Raw genomic sequence first — 17,379 nt, 5'->3', positions numbered from 1 at the left:
GAACTGCTAGGTGTAAGCATATCAGCAATCCAATAAAAATCACCCTCATTGAGTGCCATCTCATAATACAGACGGAATGCTTACACGAATTGACCAGCTAGTATAGCGTCTGCTTCGTTAATGGATTCTGTTTCAATAATAGATAGTTGACTGTTTTCATAAACATTCGCAACAGCATGAACTTCATTTGCTGAAAGTGGCTTAGCAATCCATCCTTCAAATTGGTCAAGCATACTGTAAAGAGGGATGGAGAAGGTAAAGTAGTTAGTACTTGTCTTGTATGATTCTCATGGTGACAATTTGGACACTTCATCCTATCACGTTCCTGTGAATTATTTATTATTCATATCGGCTTATAAAAACTCGGATTATAGATTTTTATGGAATTATATATTCTGAAAGGATGATTATAGTTCGATTAATATTTTTTATTTTGTCTTGACCTTAACGTTGCGTCAAAGTTTACAGTAGCATTAGAGGAGGTGAGCACATGGAATATTCCATTCAGGAGCTTGCTCAATTGTCGGGTGTTAGCACGAGAACATTGCGTTATTATGATGAAATTGGGTTGCTGAAGCCAGCCAGAACAAATGAGGCAGGGTATCGATTCTATGGCCAATTGGAGGTCGATATGCTACAGCAGATTTTATTTTATCGTGCATTAGATATGAAACTTGCGACGATTCAAGCGATTATTAAGGCGCCAAATTTTCAACATGCAGAGGCGCTAAAAACACATAGAGCAGCTTTGCTTCAACGCCAGGAACAGCTTGTAACAATCTTACAGACGGTAGAAAAAACAATACAATCCATTGAGGGGGAACAACCGATGTCCAATGAAGAAAAATTTAAAGGTTTTAAAGAAAGGTTAATCGAAGATAATGAAAAGCAATACGGACAAGAAATTCGTGCGAAATATGGAGAAGGCACAGTGGATGCTTCGAATGCTAAGCTTATGAATATGACAGAGCAACAATATCAGGCGATGCAAGAGCTAGAACAGCAAATGTTTGAGCGGTTAGCAGAGGCTATGGAGCTTGGGAATCCTACAAGTGACATTGCGATGGAAGTGGCAGAATTGCATAAACGCTGGCTAAGCTATACATGGAATGAATATTCTCAAGAGGCCCATGCAGGACTTGCACAAATGTATATAGCTGACGAACGATTTACGGCTTATTATGATGAGCGAGGTACAATGGGAACTGCACAATTTTTACATGATGCAATTATAGCTTACACGAGTAAATAAATAGGTCTTCCTTATGCTGACATGTTTTAGAAATCGTAAATTAGGAAAAAATGAAGGCATGAGGAGGAGATTTTTTTGGATCAACAAGTAATGCAACAATTAAAAAGACAACTAGAGCAAGAATTGCAAGAAATTGAACAACGATTAGAGGAATCAGAGCGTCCCCAAGCGACAGAGCTATCTAATTATGATAATCATCCTGCTGATAATGCGAGTGATTTAACGGATCAGCTAACAGAAATGGCTATGGATGAGCATCTTGGCGACAATGCGGAGGAAATTAAAAAAGCTCTTCAAGCAATGGCAGACGGAACATATGGTAAATGTGTGGTCTGTGGTGAAGACATTCCATTAGGACGTTTAGAGGCTATGCCACAAGCTCTGACATGTGTGGAGCATGCAGAACAGAAAGAAGAAAATTTACGACCAGTGGAAGAAGATGTACTATCTTCAACACCAAGATCTGATGATTTTATTGAACTTGAGGAATTTGGCTCTTCCGATACACCGCAAGATAAAATTTAGTCAGTTTTTCCTCGTGAAAGCAGTATAATAGCTGTAGAGGTGAGGATATGAAGATTATTGATTTACATTGTGATGCGCTTTTAAAATTAACAACTCTTGAAACGGCAAATTTTGCAGAGGATGAGCGTCTTCATACCAATCAAAAAAGACTGCAATTAGGGCAAATAGAGGCTCAAGTATTCGCCATCTTTATTGACCCAGAAATCCCACAAAATCTGCAATTTCTTGAGGTCATGCGCCAAATTGAAGCATTTCATACCCATGTTTTACAAACAGAGGGCATGGTGCATATAACAGATTGGGCGCAGTTAGACCGAATAGCTCCACATGAGATAGGAGCTATTTTAAGCTTAGAGGGCTGCAATGCCATTGGTGATGATTTAACAAAACTGACAGCCGTACTAGATGCTGGTGTAAAATTAGTGGGCTTAACATGGAATGAAGAAAATGCTGTTGCACATGGAGCTGAACAGGATGCAAGTCTAGGATTGAAGCCGTTTGGTCAAGAAGTTATACAATTACTAAATGAGCGAGATCTTATTATTGATGTCTCTCATCTGAATGAACAAAGCTTTTGGGACGTGTTGCCTTTAGCGAAGCATATTCTTGCAAGTCATAGTAATGCACGTGCACTATGTGACCACCCACGTAATTTAACGGATGCCCAAGCAAAGGCGCTTGTAGAACATGGGGGACATATCCATGTAGTTTACTTCCCACCCTTCATTGGTAAAGATGCAACACTAGAACATTTAGTGGATCATGTGGAGCATTTAGCAAAATTAGTAGGTGTCGAGCACATAGGATTAGGTTCAGATTTCGATGGGATTGATAGGACTGTCAAAGGCTTAGCGCATGCAGGAGAAGCACAAAATTTAGTAGAGGCACTACGCTCACGTTTTTCAGCCGAAGAAGTGCATGGTATCGCAAGTCAAAATTTCAGACGTTATATAAAAAAAGCAGCAACCCGTTAAGGCTGCCACATTTTTAATAAAAGAAATAATAAATTAATAAACCGATTCCTAATAGGAAGCCGAAGAATGTATTCGTTTGTGCTGTATATTTCATCGCAGGCATTACTTCTTTGGCTTCTTTTTTGTCTCGGAAAATTTGAATAGCACGTAATGGTTTTGGAATACTTAGGAAAATAATTAATGCCCAAAAAGTAATGCCATCAACTGCTACAAGGGCGATTACCCATAAATACGAGACGATAAAAAAGCCAGATAACACAGAAATCGCATTATCGCGTCCTACTAAAATAGCCAATGTTTTTCGTCCACCTTCTGTATCGCCAACAATATCACGGATATTGTTCGATAACATAATAGCACCGACTAAAATCATGCTTGGCACAGACAGCAATACAGCATCGAGTGTCACTGTAAGCGTTTGAATATAGAAGGCGATTAACACAATGCCCATGCCCATTACTGCCCCAGAAACAATTTCTCCAAATGGGGAATAGGCGATTGGATAAGGTCCACCTGTATATAAGAAACCAATAAGCATACAAACAAGCCCTACAGCTGCTAACCACCAAGATGTTGAGGCACATATGTAAATGCCAAGAAGCATAGCAATGGCATAGAAGCTTAACGCAATCAACATAATTGTTTTCGGCTGTACACCATGACGGACAATCGTTCCGCCAATTCCGACAGAATGCTCGTTATCTAATCCTAATTTGTAATCATAATATTCATTGAACATATTCGTTGCTGCTTGAATAAGCATACTTGCAATGAGCATAGCAAAAAATAGTCCAAAATCAATTGTTTCTTTTTCAATTGCTAGAGCAATTGCTGTCCCAAGAAATACGGGAACAAATGAAGCGGTTAAAGTATGTGGACGTGTTAAATGCCACCAAACTTTCAAACCCCTATCAGCTTCAATGACTTTGGTCATAAGGTCTTTCTCTCCTTCAAATGTTGTCGACTCTCCTTATTTTAAACGAAGAATGAGAAAATGGGTAGGTTCACAGCTTATTACATACTGTTTAATGAAAAAAAATGATACAATAGAACATGCATTTATGAACTGAAAATAAATAAGAATGATTAGCAACAGTACGAATAACAGTGTTGCCAACCAAAAAAATGATGTATTTTAATCATCATTGATTATGAACATTGCAGCAACGGAGGTAATTTTCATGCAACAGAAGTGGTACCAATCCACAGAGGTAGAAGTGGACTCTTTGGGCCAAAGCCTTCATTTTTATATGGAAACAATTGAAGTAAGTCGCTTATCTGCACTGGCGTTCTATGCAGCAGGCGAAGAGTGTTATAAAGGTGAACGATTTTATTGGCAAAATAGAGAAAAAACAATGACATTAGTTGGGCTAGGACATGCTCATACTATTCAAAACAATGCTCAACATGAACGTTTCGATGCTGTGGAAGCAGAATGGAAAAACTTAACGAAAAACTGTCCAAAAGGACAAAGTGAGTTACAGCCTATTTTGTTTGGTGGTTTTACATTTGATCCGCAAAATAATGTTGATGGAGAATGGACGGATTTTCCTGAGGCTTATTTTGCATTAGCAACATTTCAACTTGTGATTCGTGATGATAAAGCATACGTGAGTATTCATCTGTTGACACAAAATCATCAGGCTGAAGATCAGCTAGAAGTATTGAGAAAAGAGCGAGATCATTTAATTCATGCAGCCCAGGTTAAAGAAGTGAAAACGTATACAAAACCTGATATCACAAATTATTTCGAACCCTATAAGGAACCTTATTTAGCCTCGATTGACCAAGTGACAGCATTAATCAAACAGAAAAAAGCGGATAAAGTAGTTATTGCACGCTCACTTGCATTGCAATTTAAAGAGGATGTATCTGCACCACAAGTACTCTCTCAAATTATTCATGAGCAGCCAGAAAGCTATTTATTCGGTTTAGAGCATAAAGATTTATTGTTTTTTGGTGCATCACCTGAACGCCTTGTCAAAGTAGAAGAGGGTCGTGCGTTTTCTTCTTGCATTGCTGGCTCGATTAAACGAGGCAAGACGGCAGAGGAAGATGAGACTTATGGACAAAGTTTATTAAATGATCCGAAAAATAGTGGTGAACATCAATATGTTGTCGATATGATTGTGGATACTTTCCGTAAAAATTGCGTGGACATGACAGTGCCAGATAGACCACGCCTATTAAAAATTCGTGATATTCAACATCTATATACACCTGTAGAAGGTCAGTTAAATCAAAATGCTACAATTTTACAATTAACAAAATCATTACATCCTACACCAGCTTTAGGTGGTGTACCACGCAAAGAAGCATTGGCAGCCATTCGTAAGTATGAGCCGATGAATCGTGGTCTGTATGCCGCGCCAATTGGCTGGCTAGATGCTGAAGGTAATGGTGAATTTGCAGTTGCGATACGTTCAGCTGCGTTACTAAGTGATAAAGCTTATTTATATGCAGGTGGAGGGATCGTAGCAGATTCAGAACCACAATCTGAATATGAAGAAACATTAGTGAAATTCCGTCCAATGCTTCGTGCGCTAGGGGGACGATTACATGAGTGAACGAAAAAGATTAACAGATTATGTTTATAAAATGGTTGCATCATTAGTACAAGCCGGTGTAGAAAATGTTGTCGTCAGTCCAGGCTCACGTTCCACTCCTCTTGCCTATGCAGTTGCTTCAACGAAAGAAGTAAACATGTATCGTCAAGTAGATGAACGCTCAGCTGCATTTTTTGCGTTAGGCCTGGCTAAGGCTACTGCTAAGCCTGTTGTCCTCTTATGTACATCTGGTACAGCAGCAGCAAACTATTTTCCTGCGATTGTAGAAGCAAGCTATGCACGAGTTCCATTGATTGTCTTAACGGCAGATCGCCCTCATGAATTACGTGAGGTAGGTGCACCACAGGCTATCAATCAGCTTAATTTATATGGTTCACATGTGAAATGGAGTGTAGATTTTCCGTTAGCAGATGGGGCTGATCCGACATTACCTTTGATTGAGCGTCACCTCGCTCGTGCGGTAGCGATTGCCACAAGTGCACCATTTGGACCAGTACATATTAATGTACCTTTCCGCGAACCGTTATTAATTGATTTACAGCATGAACTGCCAACAGTAACATTCAAACATAGCAGTATGGGACAACTAACCCCAACGTTGGCTAATCAGCAGGAGCTTTCCTCTATACTACAATTGACTAAAAGAGGCTTTATTATAATTGGGGAATTAGCGCTTGGCACGGACTTATCCATCGTTTGGGAATTTGTCCGTCAGCTCAAGTGGCCAGTCCTTGTTGAAAGCTTATCGAATATGCGTGCATCTGTACCAGAGGATTGTTTACCATATATCGTAACAACCTATGATGCCATTATGAAAAGCGAGGATTTTAAAGCACTTGTTCAACCAGATACAGTATTACGTATTGGGGCCCAACCTGTCTCAAAATTTATTATGCAATTCATCACAAAATCACAGCCAAACGCTTATGTGATTATTGATGAAGATCCTATGTTTAGAGATGCTACGGGCGTATCTACGCATTTTATTCATGCTACTATCGGTCAGTGGCTGACACAATTAGCTATCAATGATACAGCCCTTGAAGAAACATACTTAACCAAATGGCAAAATGCGAATGAGCTGGCATCCATTTCTATTGAGCAGTATTCAGAAGTAGAGAAAGATGAAGGCGCTATAGTTAGCCGTTTACTTAAAATGATTCCTGACGGTAGTGATATCTTCGTTAGTAGCAGTATGCCAGTGCGTGATATCGATACATTTTTATTGGCCACACCGAAAGATTTGCGTATTTTTGCCAATCGAGGCACGAATGGAATCGATGGCGTAGTATCAACCGCGATGGGCTTCAGTCAAGGAAATAAACGAGCAACCTATTTGCTGATTGGGGATTTAGCCTTTTTACATGATGTAAATGGATTGATTGCCTCCAGATATCAGAAGTGTAACTTAACCATTCTTGTCATGAATAATGATGGTGGCGGTATTTTTTCTTATTTACCACAGTCAACTGTCGAAGATCATTATGAAGATTTATTTGGCACACCGACTGCACTTGAATTCCGTGACATTGCCCATATGTATGAGATGGACTATGTGCGTGTGGAAACAATCTCCGAGCTTTCAGAGAAATTTTCAACAAAGCAACATCATCCTTTACGTTTGGTTGAAATATTTACCGATAGAACCGAGAATGTTAATGCTCATCGAGCGCTATGGAATCGAATTAATGCGGAGCTAAAAGCATGACAAAATGCATGATTCGAGGACTTGAAACGCATATTGAAATATGGAATGACAACAGTGAACACACACTTGTTGCGTTACATGGATTTACAGGCAGCACGGCTACATGGCACGATCTAGCGCAAGCTCTACCTAATGTTCGTGTTATTGCCATTGATTTAATTGGTCATGGTCAGACAGCTATTCCAGAGGATATACAGCGTTTCTCCATGGAGGAACAATTACAAGATTTAGAAGAATTATTTTGCCAGCTTCATCTAGAGAAATTTACGTTGTTAGGCTACTCAATGGGAGGAAGAATTGCTTTATCGTATGCTATTGCACACCCAGGTCATATTCAACAGCTTATCTTAGAAAGTGCTTCTCCAGGTTTACGAACAGCAGAAGAACGAAAGGAACGCTGTGAGCGAGATGAAGTACTGGCACAAAAAATAATGGCAAATGGGTTACAATCATTTGTCCATGCTTGGGAGAACATACCTCTTTTTGCAACACAGCATCGTCTTCCGAGAAGCGTACGAGAAACCATTCGAGCAGAAAGACTTTCTCAGAAAGAAGAGGGACTGGCTGGCAGCCTGAGAGGTATTGGAACAGGTGTTCAGCCTTCAAATTGGGAGAGCCTAGCGCAAGTGGAAATACCTGTACTACTCATTACTGGTTCATTGGATGAGAAATTTTGTAAAATTGCACTAGAAATGAAAGCGCTATTAAATACTGTTAGCCATCTTACAGTAAATGACGCTGGACATGCAATTCATGTGGAAAATCCCGCTGAGTTTGCTACAATAGTAGAGGAGTATTTAACGTAATATACTGTTACGTTAGCGCCTCGCTAGTAACGAGACGAATTTATTGATATAGGAGGCAATTTAATGACACGTCAATGGACTACATTACATACTTATGAAGACATTAAGTATGAGTTTTATAACGGTATCGCAAAAATTACGATTAACCGTCCAGAAGTGCGTAATGCATTCCGCCCGAAAACGGTAATGGAAATGATTGACGCATTCTCACGTGCACGCGATGACAAAAATATCGGTGTGATTATTTTAACTGGTGAAGGTGAACATGCTTTCTGCTCAGGCGGAGATCAAAAAGTTCGCGGTCATGGTGGCTACGTAGGAGATGATGAAATCCCACGTCTAAACGTTCTTGATTTACAACGTTTAATTCGTGTAATTCCAAAACCTGTAGTGGCAATGGTTGCAGGCTATGCAATTGGTGGAGGACATGTTTTACATGTTGTCTGTGACTTAACAATTGCTGCTGACAATGCCCGTTTTGGACAAACTGGACCAAAAGTAGGTTCATTTGATGCTGGTTACGGCTCAGGCTATCTTGCTCGTATTATTGGTCATAAAAAGGCACGTGAAATTTGGTACCTTTGCCGTCAATACGATGCACAACAAGCACTTGATATGGGCTTAGTCAATACAGTTGTTCCTTATGAGCAATTAGAAGATGAAACCGTTCAATGGTGTGAAGAAATGCTACAAATGTCACCAACTGCACTACGCTTCTTAAAAGCAGCGATGAATGCAGATACTGACGGCTTAGCAGGTCTTCAACAAATGGCTGGTGACGCTACACTTCTTTACTACACTACAGATGAAGCAAAAGAAGGTCGCGACGCATTCAAAGAAAAACGTCAACCAGACTTTGGTCAATTCCCAAGATTCCCTTGATGATGAAAGGATGTAAAGCTCGTATCTTTTTGGAGATACGAGCTTTTTGTATGCATGCAGGAGGAGTGTGGTGGATAGAATGCTCGAAGTTGCGGATAGAACTCAAAATGTGAGGGATAGAGTAGTACTTATAATAAAAGAGATGGATAGAACGCTTAAAATAGTGGATAGAATGCAAAAAGAGGTTGATAAAACGTAAAAAGTGTTGGATAAAACGCAAGGTGTGAGGGATAGAGTAGTACTTTGAAAAAGAGAGATGGATAGAACGCTCAAAATGGTGGATAAAACTTAAAATGTGAAGGATAGAGCGATTAGCGGAACAGATAGACATACAAAAGGGCGAGAAAGACCATCGACTAATAGACAAAGTTGATGGGAAAGCGTTAAGATGTAGGGTGATTGGAGTGACAAAGATGTATCCAAATTGGATTTTACAACGAGCCTATTTAACACCATTACGGAAGGCATTGGCTTATAAAAAACAAAGCTGGACTTTTCAGGAACTACAGGATTTATCTATAAAACGTGCCCGACAATTAGTGGCACTCGGTATTCAACGGGGAGACCGAATTGCGATTATGGGGCCAAGTAAGCCTGAACTAGTTATCGTGATGTATGCTTGTATGCATTTACAATGTGAGATGGTGATGCTTAATCGTAGACTATCACAGGATGAACTGGCTTATCAGCTAGAGGATTCAGGAGCGGTGTGCGTGTTAATTGCAGATGAGGATATAGAAAAGTTGCCATCTGAAACAGGTCATCATTTATTTTCAACGATTGAAGAGGGGGTTGAGCGCACCGTAGATATTGAAAAGGAGTGGCCTTTACATCAAACTACAACGATCATGTATACATCGGGTACAACTGGCTTTCCAAAGGGAGTTCGCCAAACGGTTGGGAATCATCAGGCGAGTGCGACTGCCTCTGTTTTAAACATTGGACTACAGGCTCAGGATGTTTGGTTATGTGCTGTACCATTATTCCATATTAGTGGATTTTCAATATTAGTACGTTCACTGCTGTATGGCAATCAGGTTGTTTTATACGATCAATTTGATGTAGAGGCTATCTCACAACATATTATAGTTGGGGAAGTAACTCATATGTCTGTTGTAGCAGTGACATTGGAACGGATTCTACATACGTTAGAGCAGCATAATGCGAAAGCTTCGCCGCACTTTAAGTTGATGTTAGCTGGAGGTGGGCCTGTGCCCGTGGATTATTTAGTGAGAGCACATGCGTTAAACTTAGCTGTCGCGCAAACCTATGGCATGACAGAAACTTCCTCACAAACGGCTACATTGGCAAGTGAAGATGGCATGCGAAAAATTGGTTCTGCTGGCAAGCCTTTATTTTTTAATCAAATAAAGATTGCGCAGCCCAATGCGAAAGGTGAGGGAGAAATTTGTATTCGAGGGCCTCATGTAACTCCTGGGTATATTGGACGTTTTGCACAAAAAGATGCAACGATGGATGGCTGGCTGCATACGGGTGATATTGGTTATATGGATAAGGAAGGTTATTTATTCGTCATTGATCGTAGAGCAGATTTAATTATTTCAGGGGGAGAAAATATTTATCCTGCAGAAATAGAAAATGTGTTACTCACACATCCTACTGTCAAAGAAGCGGGGGTATGTGGTGTGGCAGATGAGCAATGGGGACAGGTTCCGATTGCCTTTATCGTGTTACATGAGCAAGCATCTGTTGAGCAGCTCCAAGCCTTTTGTTTACAGAAACTTGCTAAATATAAAGTACCTAAAGAAATTATTATTACAGACAGTCTTCCGCGAAATGGTGCGGATAAATTGCTGAGACGGAAATTATTACAATAAAAAACTTGTGAAAGAAGTCTTCTTAAAATGAAGGCTTCTTTTTTATTCGCACTTTTAGCATGAAATTAATCATTCATTAACATAATAAAAAATGAGAGGCATAAACTAGTTAGTAAAGGAGAATGACTCATATGAGGAAATATATATATAATGTTGTCATTATAGTATTTGTTCTACAAATGAGTCATGTGCAAGTATTTGCAAACGATGAAAAAGATAATGTAGCAACTGCTCATTCAATTGAAACACTACAATCTCTCATTAATAAAGAAGTTACGCAGCTATCTTCGGAATTTTCGATTCGCTATACTGGTGACATAACTGAAATAAAAGATGGACTAACAGACATTACAAAAACTGCGATTCAAAACTCTTATATTTATACTAATATTTCTAGCTTTAAATGGAAGTACGATGGTTATAACAATAATATTGTCATTGCCTTTGCCTTTACCTATCATATTTCCCCAACAGAGGAAGCGTTTGTAGGGCAAACTTTGGCGAATATTATTGCACCCATGCATGGATTAAGTGACATAGAAAAACTGCAGGCTGCACATGATTTTATTGTTTTAACTGCGGAATACTCCAAAGAAACAGAAGGAAGTCAATATTCCCCTTACACGTTACTAACAGAAAATAAGGGAGTTTGTCAGGCATATGCTTTAGTGCTTTATCGAATGTTAGAAATGTTGGGCTTTGAGGTACAATATGTGCCAGGAAAAGTGGGTGAACAGCTCCATGCCTGGGTATTAGTAAAGTTGGATCGTGATTGGTATCATATTGATGTAACTTGGGATGATCCATTGCCGGATCGTAAGGGAGAAGTGCGCTATCAATATTTTTTAGTGTCGGATCGTCAATTAGCACAGGATCATACTTGGGACTACGCAAGTTTTCCTGCTGCAACAAGCGAGAAGTATACAGAGATGCTAGAAGAAACGAAAATACAGAGTTTAACAATGCCTTTACAAGCTAGCTTTACTGAAAATAAAGGAATCTCTATTATTGGAGAAAATAAGCTGGCAGTACAACAATTAGTGGAACAGCCAACAAAGCTTATTGCACAAAAAACAAATGATCCAAACACTTTAGTTCAGTTTGACTTTACTGAATGGACACCAATGTTAGTGGAAAGTATGTCCGTTGGTATTGCGATTCAGCCGAAAGTGATACAGGATAAGGAACTAAAAACAACAAAGTGCCGACCATCTGTTTATCGAACGGGGAAACGCATGCCACAAGAAAAATACGTCATAATAAAGGAGGTGTCCCATTTGTAGGGGCACCTCCTTACTCATAATATGTTTGGTTTACACTGGCTTAATGTCTACTTGCTGGCTCTTACTTGATTAATGTGCGTTTAACGCCTTTTCTAGTGTTTGAATATTTTTTTGCATCAAGGTGAAGTAGGTTTCTTTATTTTTTTCATCATCAGCTGTTAATACACTTAAATTATGCAGGACAAGAGATTCTGCGCCAACTTCTTTTTGAATAACCTCTGCTAATTTAGAAGAAACATTTTGTTCAAATAAAATATAGTGAATATGCAATTCATTTGCTTTATCAACGATTTTTGTTAATTCTTTTTGAGATGGCTCATTTTGTGAATTTAAGCCAGCAATTGGCACTTGTGTAAAACCATATTGACCTGCAATATAGCCAAAGGCAGCATGTGATACAAAGAATGTTTTATTCGGTGCTTTGTCAGCCATTGCTTTGAAGTCATTATCTAAATCCTGTAGTTCTTTTACTAGTGCTTCATAATTCTCATTAAAAGTCGATTCTTGAGCAGGCATTTTTTCAACGAGTGTATTTTTAATAGCAAGTGCTAAATCCTGACTAATTGTAGGAGATAACCAAACATGTGGGTCGATATCGCCATGTTCATGCTCATCATGTCCGTGCTCTCCCTCTGTGGCAGCGTGATCGTGCTCATGATCGTGCTCTTCCTCTGTGGCAACGTGATTATGCTCGTCATGCTCATCTTCTGCATGAACATGACCTGTGCTGATAGCTAATTTTTCATCTGAAACTGTGTCAGCAGTTGCCACCATCGTGACATCTTCGTTTGCTAAAGTCTTTTTAGCGTTTTCGACAAAGCCTTCCAGTCCTAAGCCAATATAGAAGAAGATATTTGCATCTGCTAATTTCATCATATCTTTTTGAGTGGGTTCAAATGTATGCTCGTTCGCACCAGCTGGGTAAATAGAAGATACTTCAACAAAATCGCCACCAATGCGCTGTGCAAAATAGCTTAACGGATAAACCGTTGTATAGATGCTTAACGTATCCTTGTCATCAGACTTTTGGGAAGTGGAAGATTTGTCTCCACAAGCAGCAGTGAATAAGGCAAGGACTGCGACTAACAATAATAAATACAATTTTTTCATATAATCAGATACCTCTCTTAAATAGTAATCATTACGATTTATTTTTTAGAACAGTTATTATAATAACGCACAACTTAAAAAAGTACAAGAAAAAAATGCCCTCCGAAAGTTAATTCTTTTTCGAAGGCCATTTTTCAGGCACAGGATCAAAGCCACCAGGATGAAACGGATGGCACTTCGATATACGTGTAATGGTTAAGATGGAGCCTTTCAATGCTCCATGCTTTTGAAAAGCTTCTAGCCCGTAAGAAGAACAAGTAGGATGGAAACGGCAAGTTGGTGGCGTCATAGGTGAAATGAATTTTCTATAAAACTGAATGAGCCAAATAAAGGGGTATTTCATCGTTGTTCTTCCTCTTGCTGAGACGTCATTTGTTCAGGTTTTGGATCAATAGTTTGTGTAAAGATATGATTTTTTTTCTTCAAAATAATAATGACAGAAAGACCAAACATTAGCATCATCATGGCAATCATAATGATAATTGGTAAAGGTACACCCATTGCTTTCACTCCAAATTCAATAAATTATGATTAGTTATCCTCTTGATGATAGCTTTGCTGTGGTTTTTCATCAATAGTATGTTTAAAGGCATAGGCACGGTTGACACTGATAATCGTCGCAATAGTGATAAAGATAACAATGATAACTGCGACTATTAAGAGCGTAGTTAAACTCATAGTATTCACTCCGTTCTTTGTTCATCATACCTATTATAAATTATGTGGTTCTATTAATTGTGAAGGAAGTTTGACATTAAAGCGAATAAAACAACTCCGTTCTCTCCATACTATGGAAAAAGGAGTGAATCATAAAGATGGATCGTCAGCGCGTATATTTTTCACTTGCCAATAGAACCTATTATACAAATCCTTATGCTGGGCCGTGGAATTTTGAACTGAATGTAGATCGACAGGCATTAGATGTATTTGAGAGAATCTTTCAGCAAATGCAGCTGCTAGAAATTTCAAATGCATGGCGTGCACAATTACCGTATATACAGTATCACTTAGACAGGGAAAATGATGAAATCGATAAGCGATTAATGAAAATTTATGCACTCGTTCATGAATATGGGGATGATGACACAAAGGCATTTGTTGAGCAGCTTCCTTATTTCAATAAACGTGTCTAGCGGAACGGGAAAAGGGCACTGCCGATGCAGTGCCCTTTTTCATAGTGTTGAAAAACAAAACCATCCATAGAATTTATGTTAAAGGTGAAAATGGATTGGAAGTCAAATAGCCTTCCAATCCATAAAAATATTTCTTGTTATCAAAGGTTTTCAAATGAAGTGAAGGTATTCACTACTGGGGTGCTGTCACTCATGACTTCTCCACATTGAAAATAAGTGCCTATTCTTTTACCACATGGTTGATGAGACCCTGTGAGTGAAGCGGCTCATTGGGCATCCCCTGGAAGGGACGATGGCGGAGCGGAAATCAACCCGCGCCTTTCAAAATGGTTGTTTCTGCTGTTGACATCACCTTTTTTACCATTAACAAATGGCCTTTAAAATCGTAAATACTGCTTCTCTAGGAACAATGACGGGAATAGTGAGTTGATCTTTAATCATGTTTTTCATTGTTGTGGAATAACCCATACAATCAAGAATGAGCAAATCAGCTCCTTGATATTCTAATAGCTGTGCTTTTGCTAATAGATGTTGTGCATTGAACTGATAGGGCGAGCTAGCTGAAAAGGTGACATCGAACTGTGCTTTTTGCCATTTCTCCGCAACAGCTTGTTGTTGCTCAGGCTCAGGGCCTATTAATCCAAGTGCTAATTCTGTTTGTAACCCTTTCACTAAATTTGTCATCATGCGATCAGGTAGTAACAGGTTTTTACATGACAGCTTATTCGTAAAATCTCCTGTACACATAAGCAAAACCCAAGTGAATTCATGTAAATCATCAATGCATGTCTGAATATAGGGCATCAGCTTTTGTTTACTTAGCTTGACTTGTTGTCCATTTGTCAAAAGTGTCACTAAAACACCTGTGTCTTCACTAGACGGTGAAAGGGAAGTAATTTCGGCTGGAGAGAGTGAATCCAGTACGCCAAACTCATGAACATGTAAACCAGATGTTCTTAATTGCTGAATATCCTCCGCCATATCTTTGCGAGGCGCTTGACCAATTGTGACTACGGCAATTTTTGAATGTTTCAATAAGCTCACTCCGCTTCGTAATATTTTTGTCCATTGACATACGTTTGTAAGACCTTTGCTTCTGTTTCAAAAATAGGGTGTGACCAAACAACAAAATCAGCATCCTTGCCTTCCTCAAGGCTGCCAATACGGTGATCTAGCTGTACGAGCTTAGCGGCATTTAATGTAATACTTTTTAAGGCGGTGACCTCATCTAAACCATAGCGAATAGCTTCAGTGGCACAATATTTTAAGTACTGAATTGGTACGAATGGATGGTCTGTCATGATGGCAAATGGGATATTGTGCTCTTTAAAAATGGCTGCAATCGCCGGTGTAGAATTACGTGTTTCATATTTAGATGGGGTTAACATATAGGGCCCAAGTGTCGCATGAAAGCCACTGTTTTTAACCGCATCGACCATTAAATAGCCTTCTGTGCAATGCTCTAAATGGAGCTTCACATTAAATTCTTTAGCAATTCTTATAGCTGTCATAATGTCATCTGCTCTGTGACAATGAAGGCGAAGGGGCATGTCACCTCGTAGCACTTCAATGAATGGACGCAACTCTGAATTTTGTTTAATTTGCTCAGCTCGTTGTTGTTCATTCAGTTGACTTGCACGTTGGAAACCATCACGTAAAAGCTGGGCAATGGCCATGCGAGTCATTGGCTTTCGTTTGTATTGATTGCCAAAAACATTCTTTGGATTTTCTCCTAACGCGCCTTTTAAACCGCTTCGTTCTACTAAAACACGAGAGGGAAGAGTGGGCCCTGCTGTTTTAAGAATACTCCAAATGCCCCCAATGACATTGGCACTACCTGGACCAGTTTGTACAGTCGTCACACCGCCTTCTAACGCATGTTGGAAGGAAAAGTGTCGGATATCTACACTATCTAGAGCATGCATAAGAGGTGTAAAGGGCTCGCTATATTCATTAGCATCATTAATGTCTTCAGTAACCTCTGCCCATGTCCCAACATGGGCGTGAATATCAATTAAGCCTGGTGTGACATAAGCTCCCTGAAGATCGACTAACTCTGCTTGAGGAGGATAATCTTTGGCTGGACCGACATAGACTATACGTCCATCTTCGATCCATAACTGTTCAAAAATATCATTTTGTTCATTGACTGTGAGAAACTTAGCATGATGGTAAATAATCATTCTGAGAACCCTTCTTCCCGTGCATAAACTTTTGTTCCTTTAATAAAAGTAGCTACAACCTGTGCATCTAAATCTAATGGATGCTTATCCCATATGACAAAATCAGCTAGAAGGCCATCACGAATAGTGCCGGTTTTATGAGCGATTCCAAGGAAATTAGCAGCTCCTGTTGTTAGTGCATACAGAACATCCTGGCGTGCTAGCCCTTCTCTTACAGCTAAGCAACCTTCTAATGTTAGGTGAGAGGTGCTACTAACAGGATGATCCGTACAAAAAACAAACGGAGTATGTTGTTGGGACAACTGGCGGTATAGTTTTGGTGATAATGCCATCATCTCGTTATGCTCGATATATCGAAACGTTGGGCCAGCAATGACCGTATTGAAGGATATCTCTTGAAGCAGTGGAGCTTCAGTGCCGTGAATAATATGAAAATCAAAAGTAGACTTAAACTCTTGTTGAAGACGGTCAATGAATTCAAGATCCACAGCTTTATGTGCTCGTATGACAATTTTCTTAATTAAAGGTTCTTGTTGCTGAATCTGTTGCAATGTTTCTCTTAAAATTTTGGCAATCCCCATACGGGTTAGTGGCTTTCTCTTTTCAGCGAAAAATGTGCTTTTTGCTTGGTGTCCGATAGAGAAGGAATAAGCAATATCTTTGGCAATGACCATTTCATCAACCGTTGTATGTGTATGATGAATAATAGCCGTTTTTGCACCGATCAAGCTTTTAGGAGAGGGAACGATATGAGAGGCTGTCACCCCATGGGAGATAGCTTTTTGAAAGGCTGCATCGAATGGATAAACGCCATCAACTACAGAATAGTCCAGATGTGAGTCAAATTCATAGCTATCATCTCCCTCCCAACGAATCCCTATTTCAGCTAAGCCAATTTGTGAACAACTGTCGATAAGACCAGGTGTAATATAATAGCCATCTAAATCGATGTCTATTTCAGACATTGTAGAAGATGGAGCAAAGTATTGCGCCTGTACTTGAAATGACTGTTTGTTAAAGCTACGTGTCTCAGAGTTAAAAACAAGTCCATTTATATATCGAGTCATGGGATGAGATCTCTCCTTATGAAGAGAAAAGCGGAGACAAGCATCTCCACT

General features: G+C 39.4%; 20 protein-coding genes. 11 read left to right on the top strand and 9 right to left on the bottom strand.

The window, feature by feature from the left end; genetic code table 11:
- Window positions 1-80: 80 nt before the first annotated feature.
- Window positions 81-233 carry a hypothetical protein gene (locus V6670_RS17510; protein ID WP_338651784.1) on the bottom strand — a complete coding sequence of 51 codons (153 nt, stop codon included), beginning with the start codon at window positions 231-233 and terminating at the stop codon, window positions 81-83.
- 257 nt (window positions 234-490) lie between these two features.
- On the opposite strand from V6670_RS17510, the gene V6670_RS17505 reads away from it, so the two are divergent.
- From V6670_RS17505 to V6670_RS17495, 3 genes are all read left to right on the top strand, one after another.
- Window positions 491-1,252 carry a MerR family transcriptional regulator gene (locus tag V6670_RS17505; RefSeq protein WP_141905368.1) on the top strand — a complete coding sequence of 254 codons (762 nt, stop codon included), beginning with the start codon at window positions 491-493 and terminating at the stop codon, window positions 1,250-1,252.
- 75 nt (window positions 1,253-1,327) lie between these two features.
- Entirely contained in the window at window positions 1,328-1,777 is a 450-nt protein-coding gene (locus V6670_RS17500) for a TraR/DksA C4-type zinc finger protein (RefSeq protein ID WP_141905367.1), read from the top strand.
- A 47-nt stretch (window positions 1,778-1,824) separates the two neighbouring features.
- Complete coding sequence (locus V6670_RS17495; RefSeq protein WP_338651783.1) at window positions 1,825-2,751, top strand: dipeptidase; 927 nt, start codon at window positions 1,825-1,827, stop codon at window positions 2,749-2,751.
- A gap of 13 nt (window positions 2,752-2,764) precedes the next feature.
- Here the strand turns inward: V6670_RS17495 and V6670_RS17490 are convergent, their stop codons facing one another.
- Window positions 2,765-3,685 (bottom strand): 1,4-dihydroxy-2-naphthoate polyprenyltransferase, encoded by a 921-nt coding sequence (locus V6670_RS17490; RefSeq protein ID WP_036123142.1) that lies wholly within the window; start codon window positions 3,683-3,685, stop codon window positions 2,765-2,767.
- Window positions 3,686-3,932: 247 nt separating this feature from the next.
- Here V6670_RS17490 and V6670_RS17485 point away from each other — a divergent pair, with 247 nt between their 5' ends.
- The 7 genes from V6670_RS17485 to V6670_RS17455 all read left to right on the top strand — a co-directional run bounded on the left by V6670_RS17485 (window position 3,933) and on the right by V6670_RS17455 (window position 11,835).
- The gene (locus V6670_RS17485; protein WP_058845031.1) at window positions 3,933-5,318 is read left to right on the top strand and encodes an isochorismate synthase; all 1,386 of its coding nucleotides are present in this window, start codon (window positions 3,933-3,935) and stop codon (window positions 5,316-5,318) included.
- Window positions 5,311-7,026 (top strand): 2-succinyl-5-enolpyruvyl-6-hydroxy-3-cyclohexene-1-carboxylic-acid synthase, encoded by a 1,716-nt coding sequence (gene menD / locus V6670_RS17480; RefSeq protein ID WP_141905365.1) that lies wholly within the window; start codon window positions 5,311-5,313, stop codon window positions 7,024-7,026. Before V6670_RS17485 ends, menD begins: the two co-directional genes overlap by 8 nt.
- Window positions 7,023-7,832 carry a 2-succinyl-6-hydroxy-2,4-cyclohexadiene-1-carboxylate synthase gene (gene menH / locus V6670_RS17475; protein WP_089934524.1) on the top strand — a complete coding sequence of 270 codons (810 nt, stop codon included), beginning with the start codon at window positions 7,023-7,025 and terminating at the stop codon, window positions 7,830-7,832. Before menD ends, menH begins: the two co-directional genes overlap by 4 nt.
- A 63-nt stretch (window positions 7,833-7,895) precedes the next feature.
- Window positions 7,896-8,714 carry a 1,4-dihydroxy-2-naphthoyl-CoA synthase gene (menB, locus tag V6670_RS17470; RefSeq protein WP_036123154.1) on the top strand — a complete coding sequence of 273 codons (819 nt, stop codon included), beginning with the start codon at window positions 7,896-7,898 and terminating at the stop codon, window positions 8,712-8,714.
- Window positions 8,715-8,784: 70 nt separating this feature from the next.
- Window positions 8,785-8,913, top strand: a complete 129-nt coding sequence (locus V6670_RS17465) for a hypothetical protein (protein WP_338651782.1) — start codon at window positions 8,785-8,787, stop codon at window positions 8,911-8,913.
- 214 nt (window positions 8,914-9,127) lie between these two features.
- On the top strand, window positions 9,128-10,552 hold the full coding sequence (locus tag V6670_RS17460; RefSeq protein WP_141905363.1) for an o-succinylbenzoate--CoA ligase: 1,425 nt from the start codon (window positions 9,128-9,130) through the stop codon (window positions 10,550-10,552).
- Window positions 10,553-10,683: 131 nt separating this feature from the next.
- Window positions 10,684-11,835 (top strand): transglutaminase domain-containing protein, encoded by a 1,152-nt coding sequence (locus V6670_RS17455; RefSeq protein ID WP_338651781.1) that lies wholly within the window; start codon window positions 10,684-10,686, stop codon window positions 11,833-11,835.
- 69 nt (window positions 11,836-11,904) lie between these two features.
- Here the strand turns inward: V6670_RS17455 and V6670_RS17450 are convergent, their stop codons facing one another.
- The 4 genes from V6670_RS17450 to ytzI form a co-directional block, all read right to left on the bottom strand.
- Window positions 11,905-12,945, bottom strand: a complete 1,041-nt coding sequence (locus tag V6670_RS17450) for a zinc ABC transporter substrate-binding protein (protein WP_338651780.1) — start codon at window positions 12,943-12,945, stop codon at window positions 11,905-11,907.
- Window positions 12,946-13,054: 109 nt separating this feature from the next.
- Entirely contained in the window at window positions 13,055-13,288 is a 234-nt protein-coding gene (gene yidD / locus V6670_RS17445; protein WP_036123166.1) for a membrane protein insertion efficiency factor YidD, read from the bottom strand.
- Entirely contained in the window at window positions 13,285-13,446 is a 162-nt protein-coding gene (locus V6670_RS17440) for a hypothetical protein (protein ID WP_180957787.1), read from the bottom strand. Before V6670_RS17440 ends, yidD begins: the two co-directional genes overlap by 4 nt.
- 30 nt (window positions 13,447-13,476) lie before the next feature.
- Window positions 13,477-13,623, bottom strand: a complete 147-nt coding sequence (gene ytzI, locus V6670_RS17435) for a YtzI protein (RefSeq protein WP_094029263.1) — start codon at window positions 13,621-13,623, stop codon at window positions 13,477-13,479.
- Window positions 13,624-13,760: 137 nt separating this feature from the next.
- Here ytzI and V6670_RS17430 point away from each other — a divergent pair, with 137 nt between their 5' ends.
- Window positions 13,761-14,078 (top strand): hypothetical protein, encoded by a 318-nt coding sequence (locus V6670_RS17430; RefSeq protein ID WP_016992524.1) that lies wholly within the window; start codon window positions 13,761-13,763, stop codon window positions 14,076-14,078.
- Between the two features lie 363 nt (window positions 14,079-14,441).
- Here V6670_RS17430 and V6670_RS17425 read toward each other — a convergent pair whose 3' ends face one another.
- From V6670_RS17425 to V6670_RS17415, 3 genes are read right to left on the bottom strand one after another with little or no spacing between them, the layout of a single operon-like run.
- Window positions 14,442-15,122 carry an AroM family protein gene (locus V6670_RS17425; protein ID WP_338651779.1) on the bottom strand — a complete coding sequence of 227 codons (681 nt, stop codon included), beginning with the start codon at window positions 15,120-15,122 and terminating at the stop codon, window positions 14,442-14,444.
- Complete coding sequence (locus tag V6670_RS17420; RefSeq protein ID WP_338651778.1) at window positions 15,119-16,261, bottom strand: amidohydrolase family protein; 1,143 nt, start codon at window positions 16,259-16,261, stop codon at window positions 15,119-15,121. Before V6670_RS17420 ends, V6670_RS17425 begins: the two co-directional genes overlap by 4 nt.
- Entirely contained in the window at window positions 16,258-17,328 is a 1,071-nt protein-coding gene (locus tag V6670_RS17415) for an amidohydrolase family protein (protein ID WP_338651777.1), read from the bottom strand. The genes V6670_RS17420 and V6670_RS17415 overlap by 4 nt, the downstream gene beginning before the upstream one ends.
- Between the last annotated feature and the right edge of the window lie 51 nt (window positions 17,329-17,379).

It is taken from the genome of Lysinibacillus sp. Y5S-8 (assembly GCF_036894365.1).
Lineage (GTDB): Bacteria > Bacillota > Bacilli > Bacillales_A > Planococcaceae > Lysinibacillus > Lysinibacillus fusiformis_D.
Note: the sequence above shows the minus strand (reverse complement) of the source record. Positions and strands in the feature narration are given on the sequence as shown.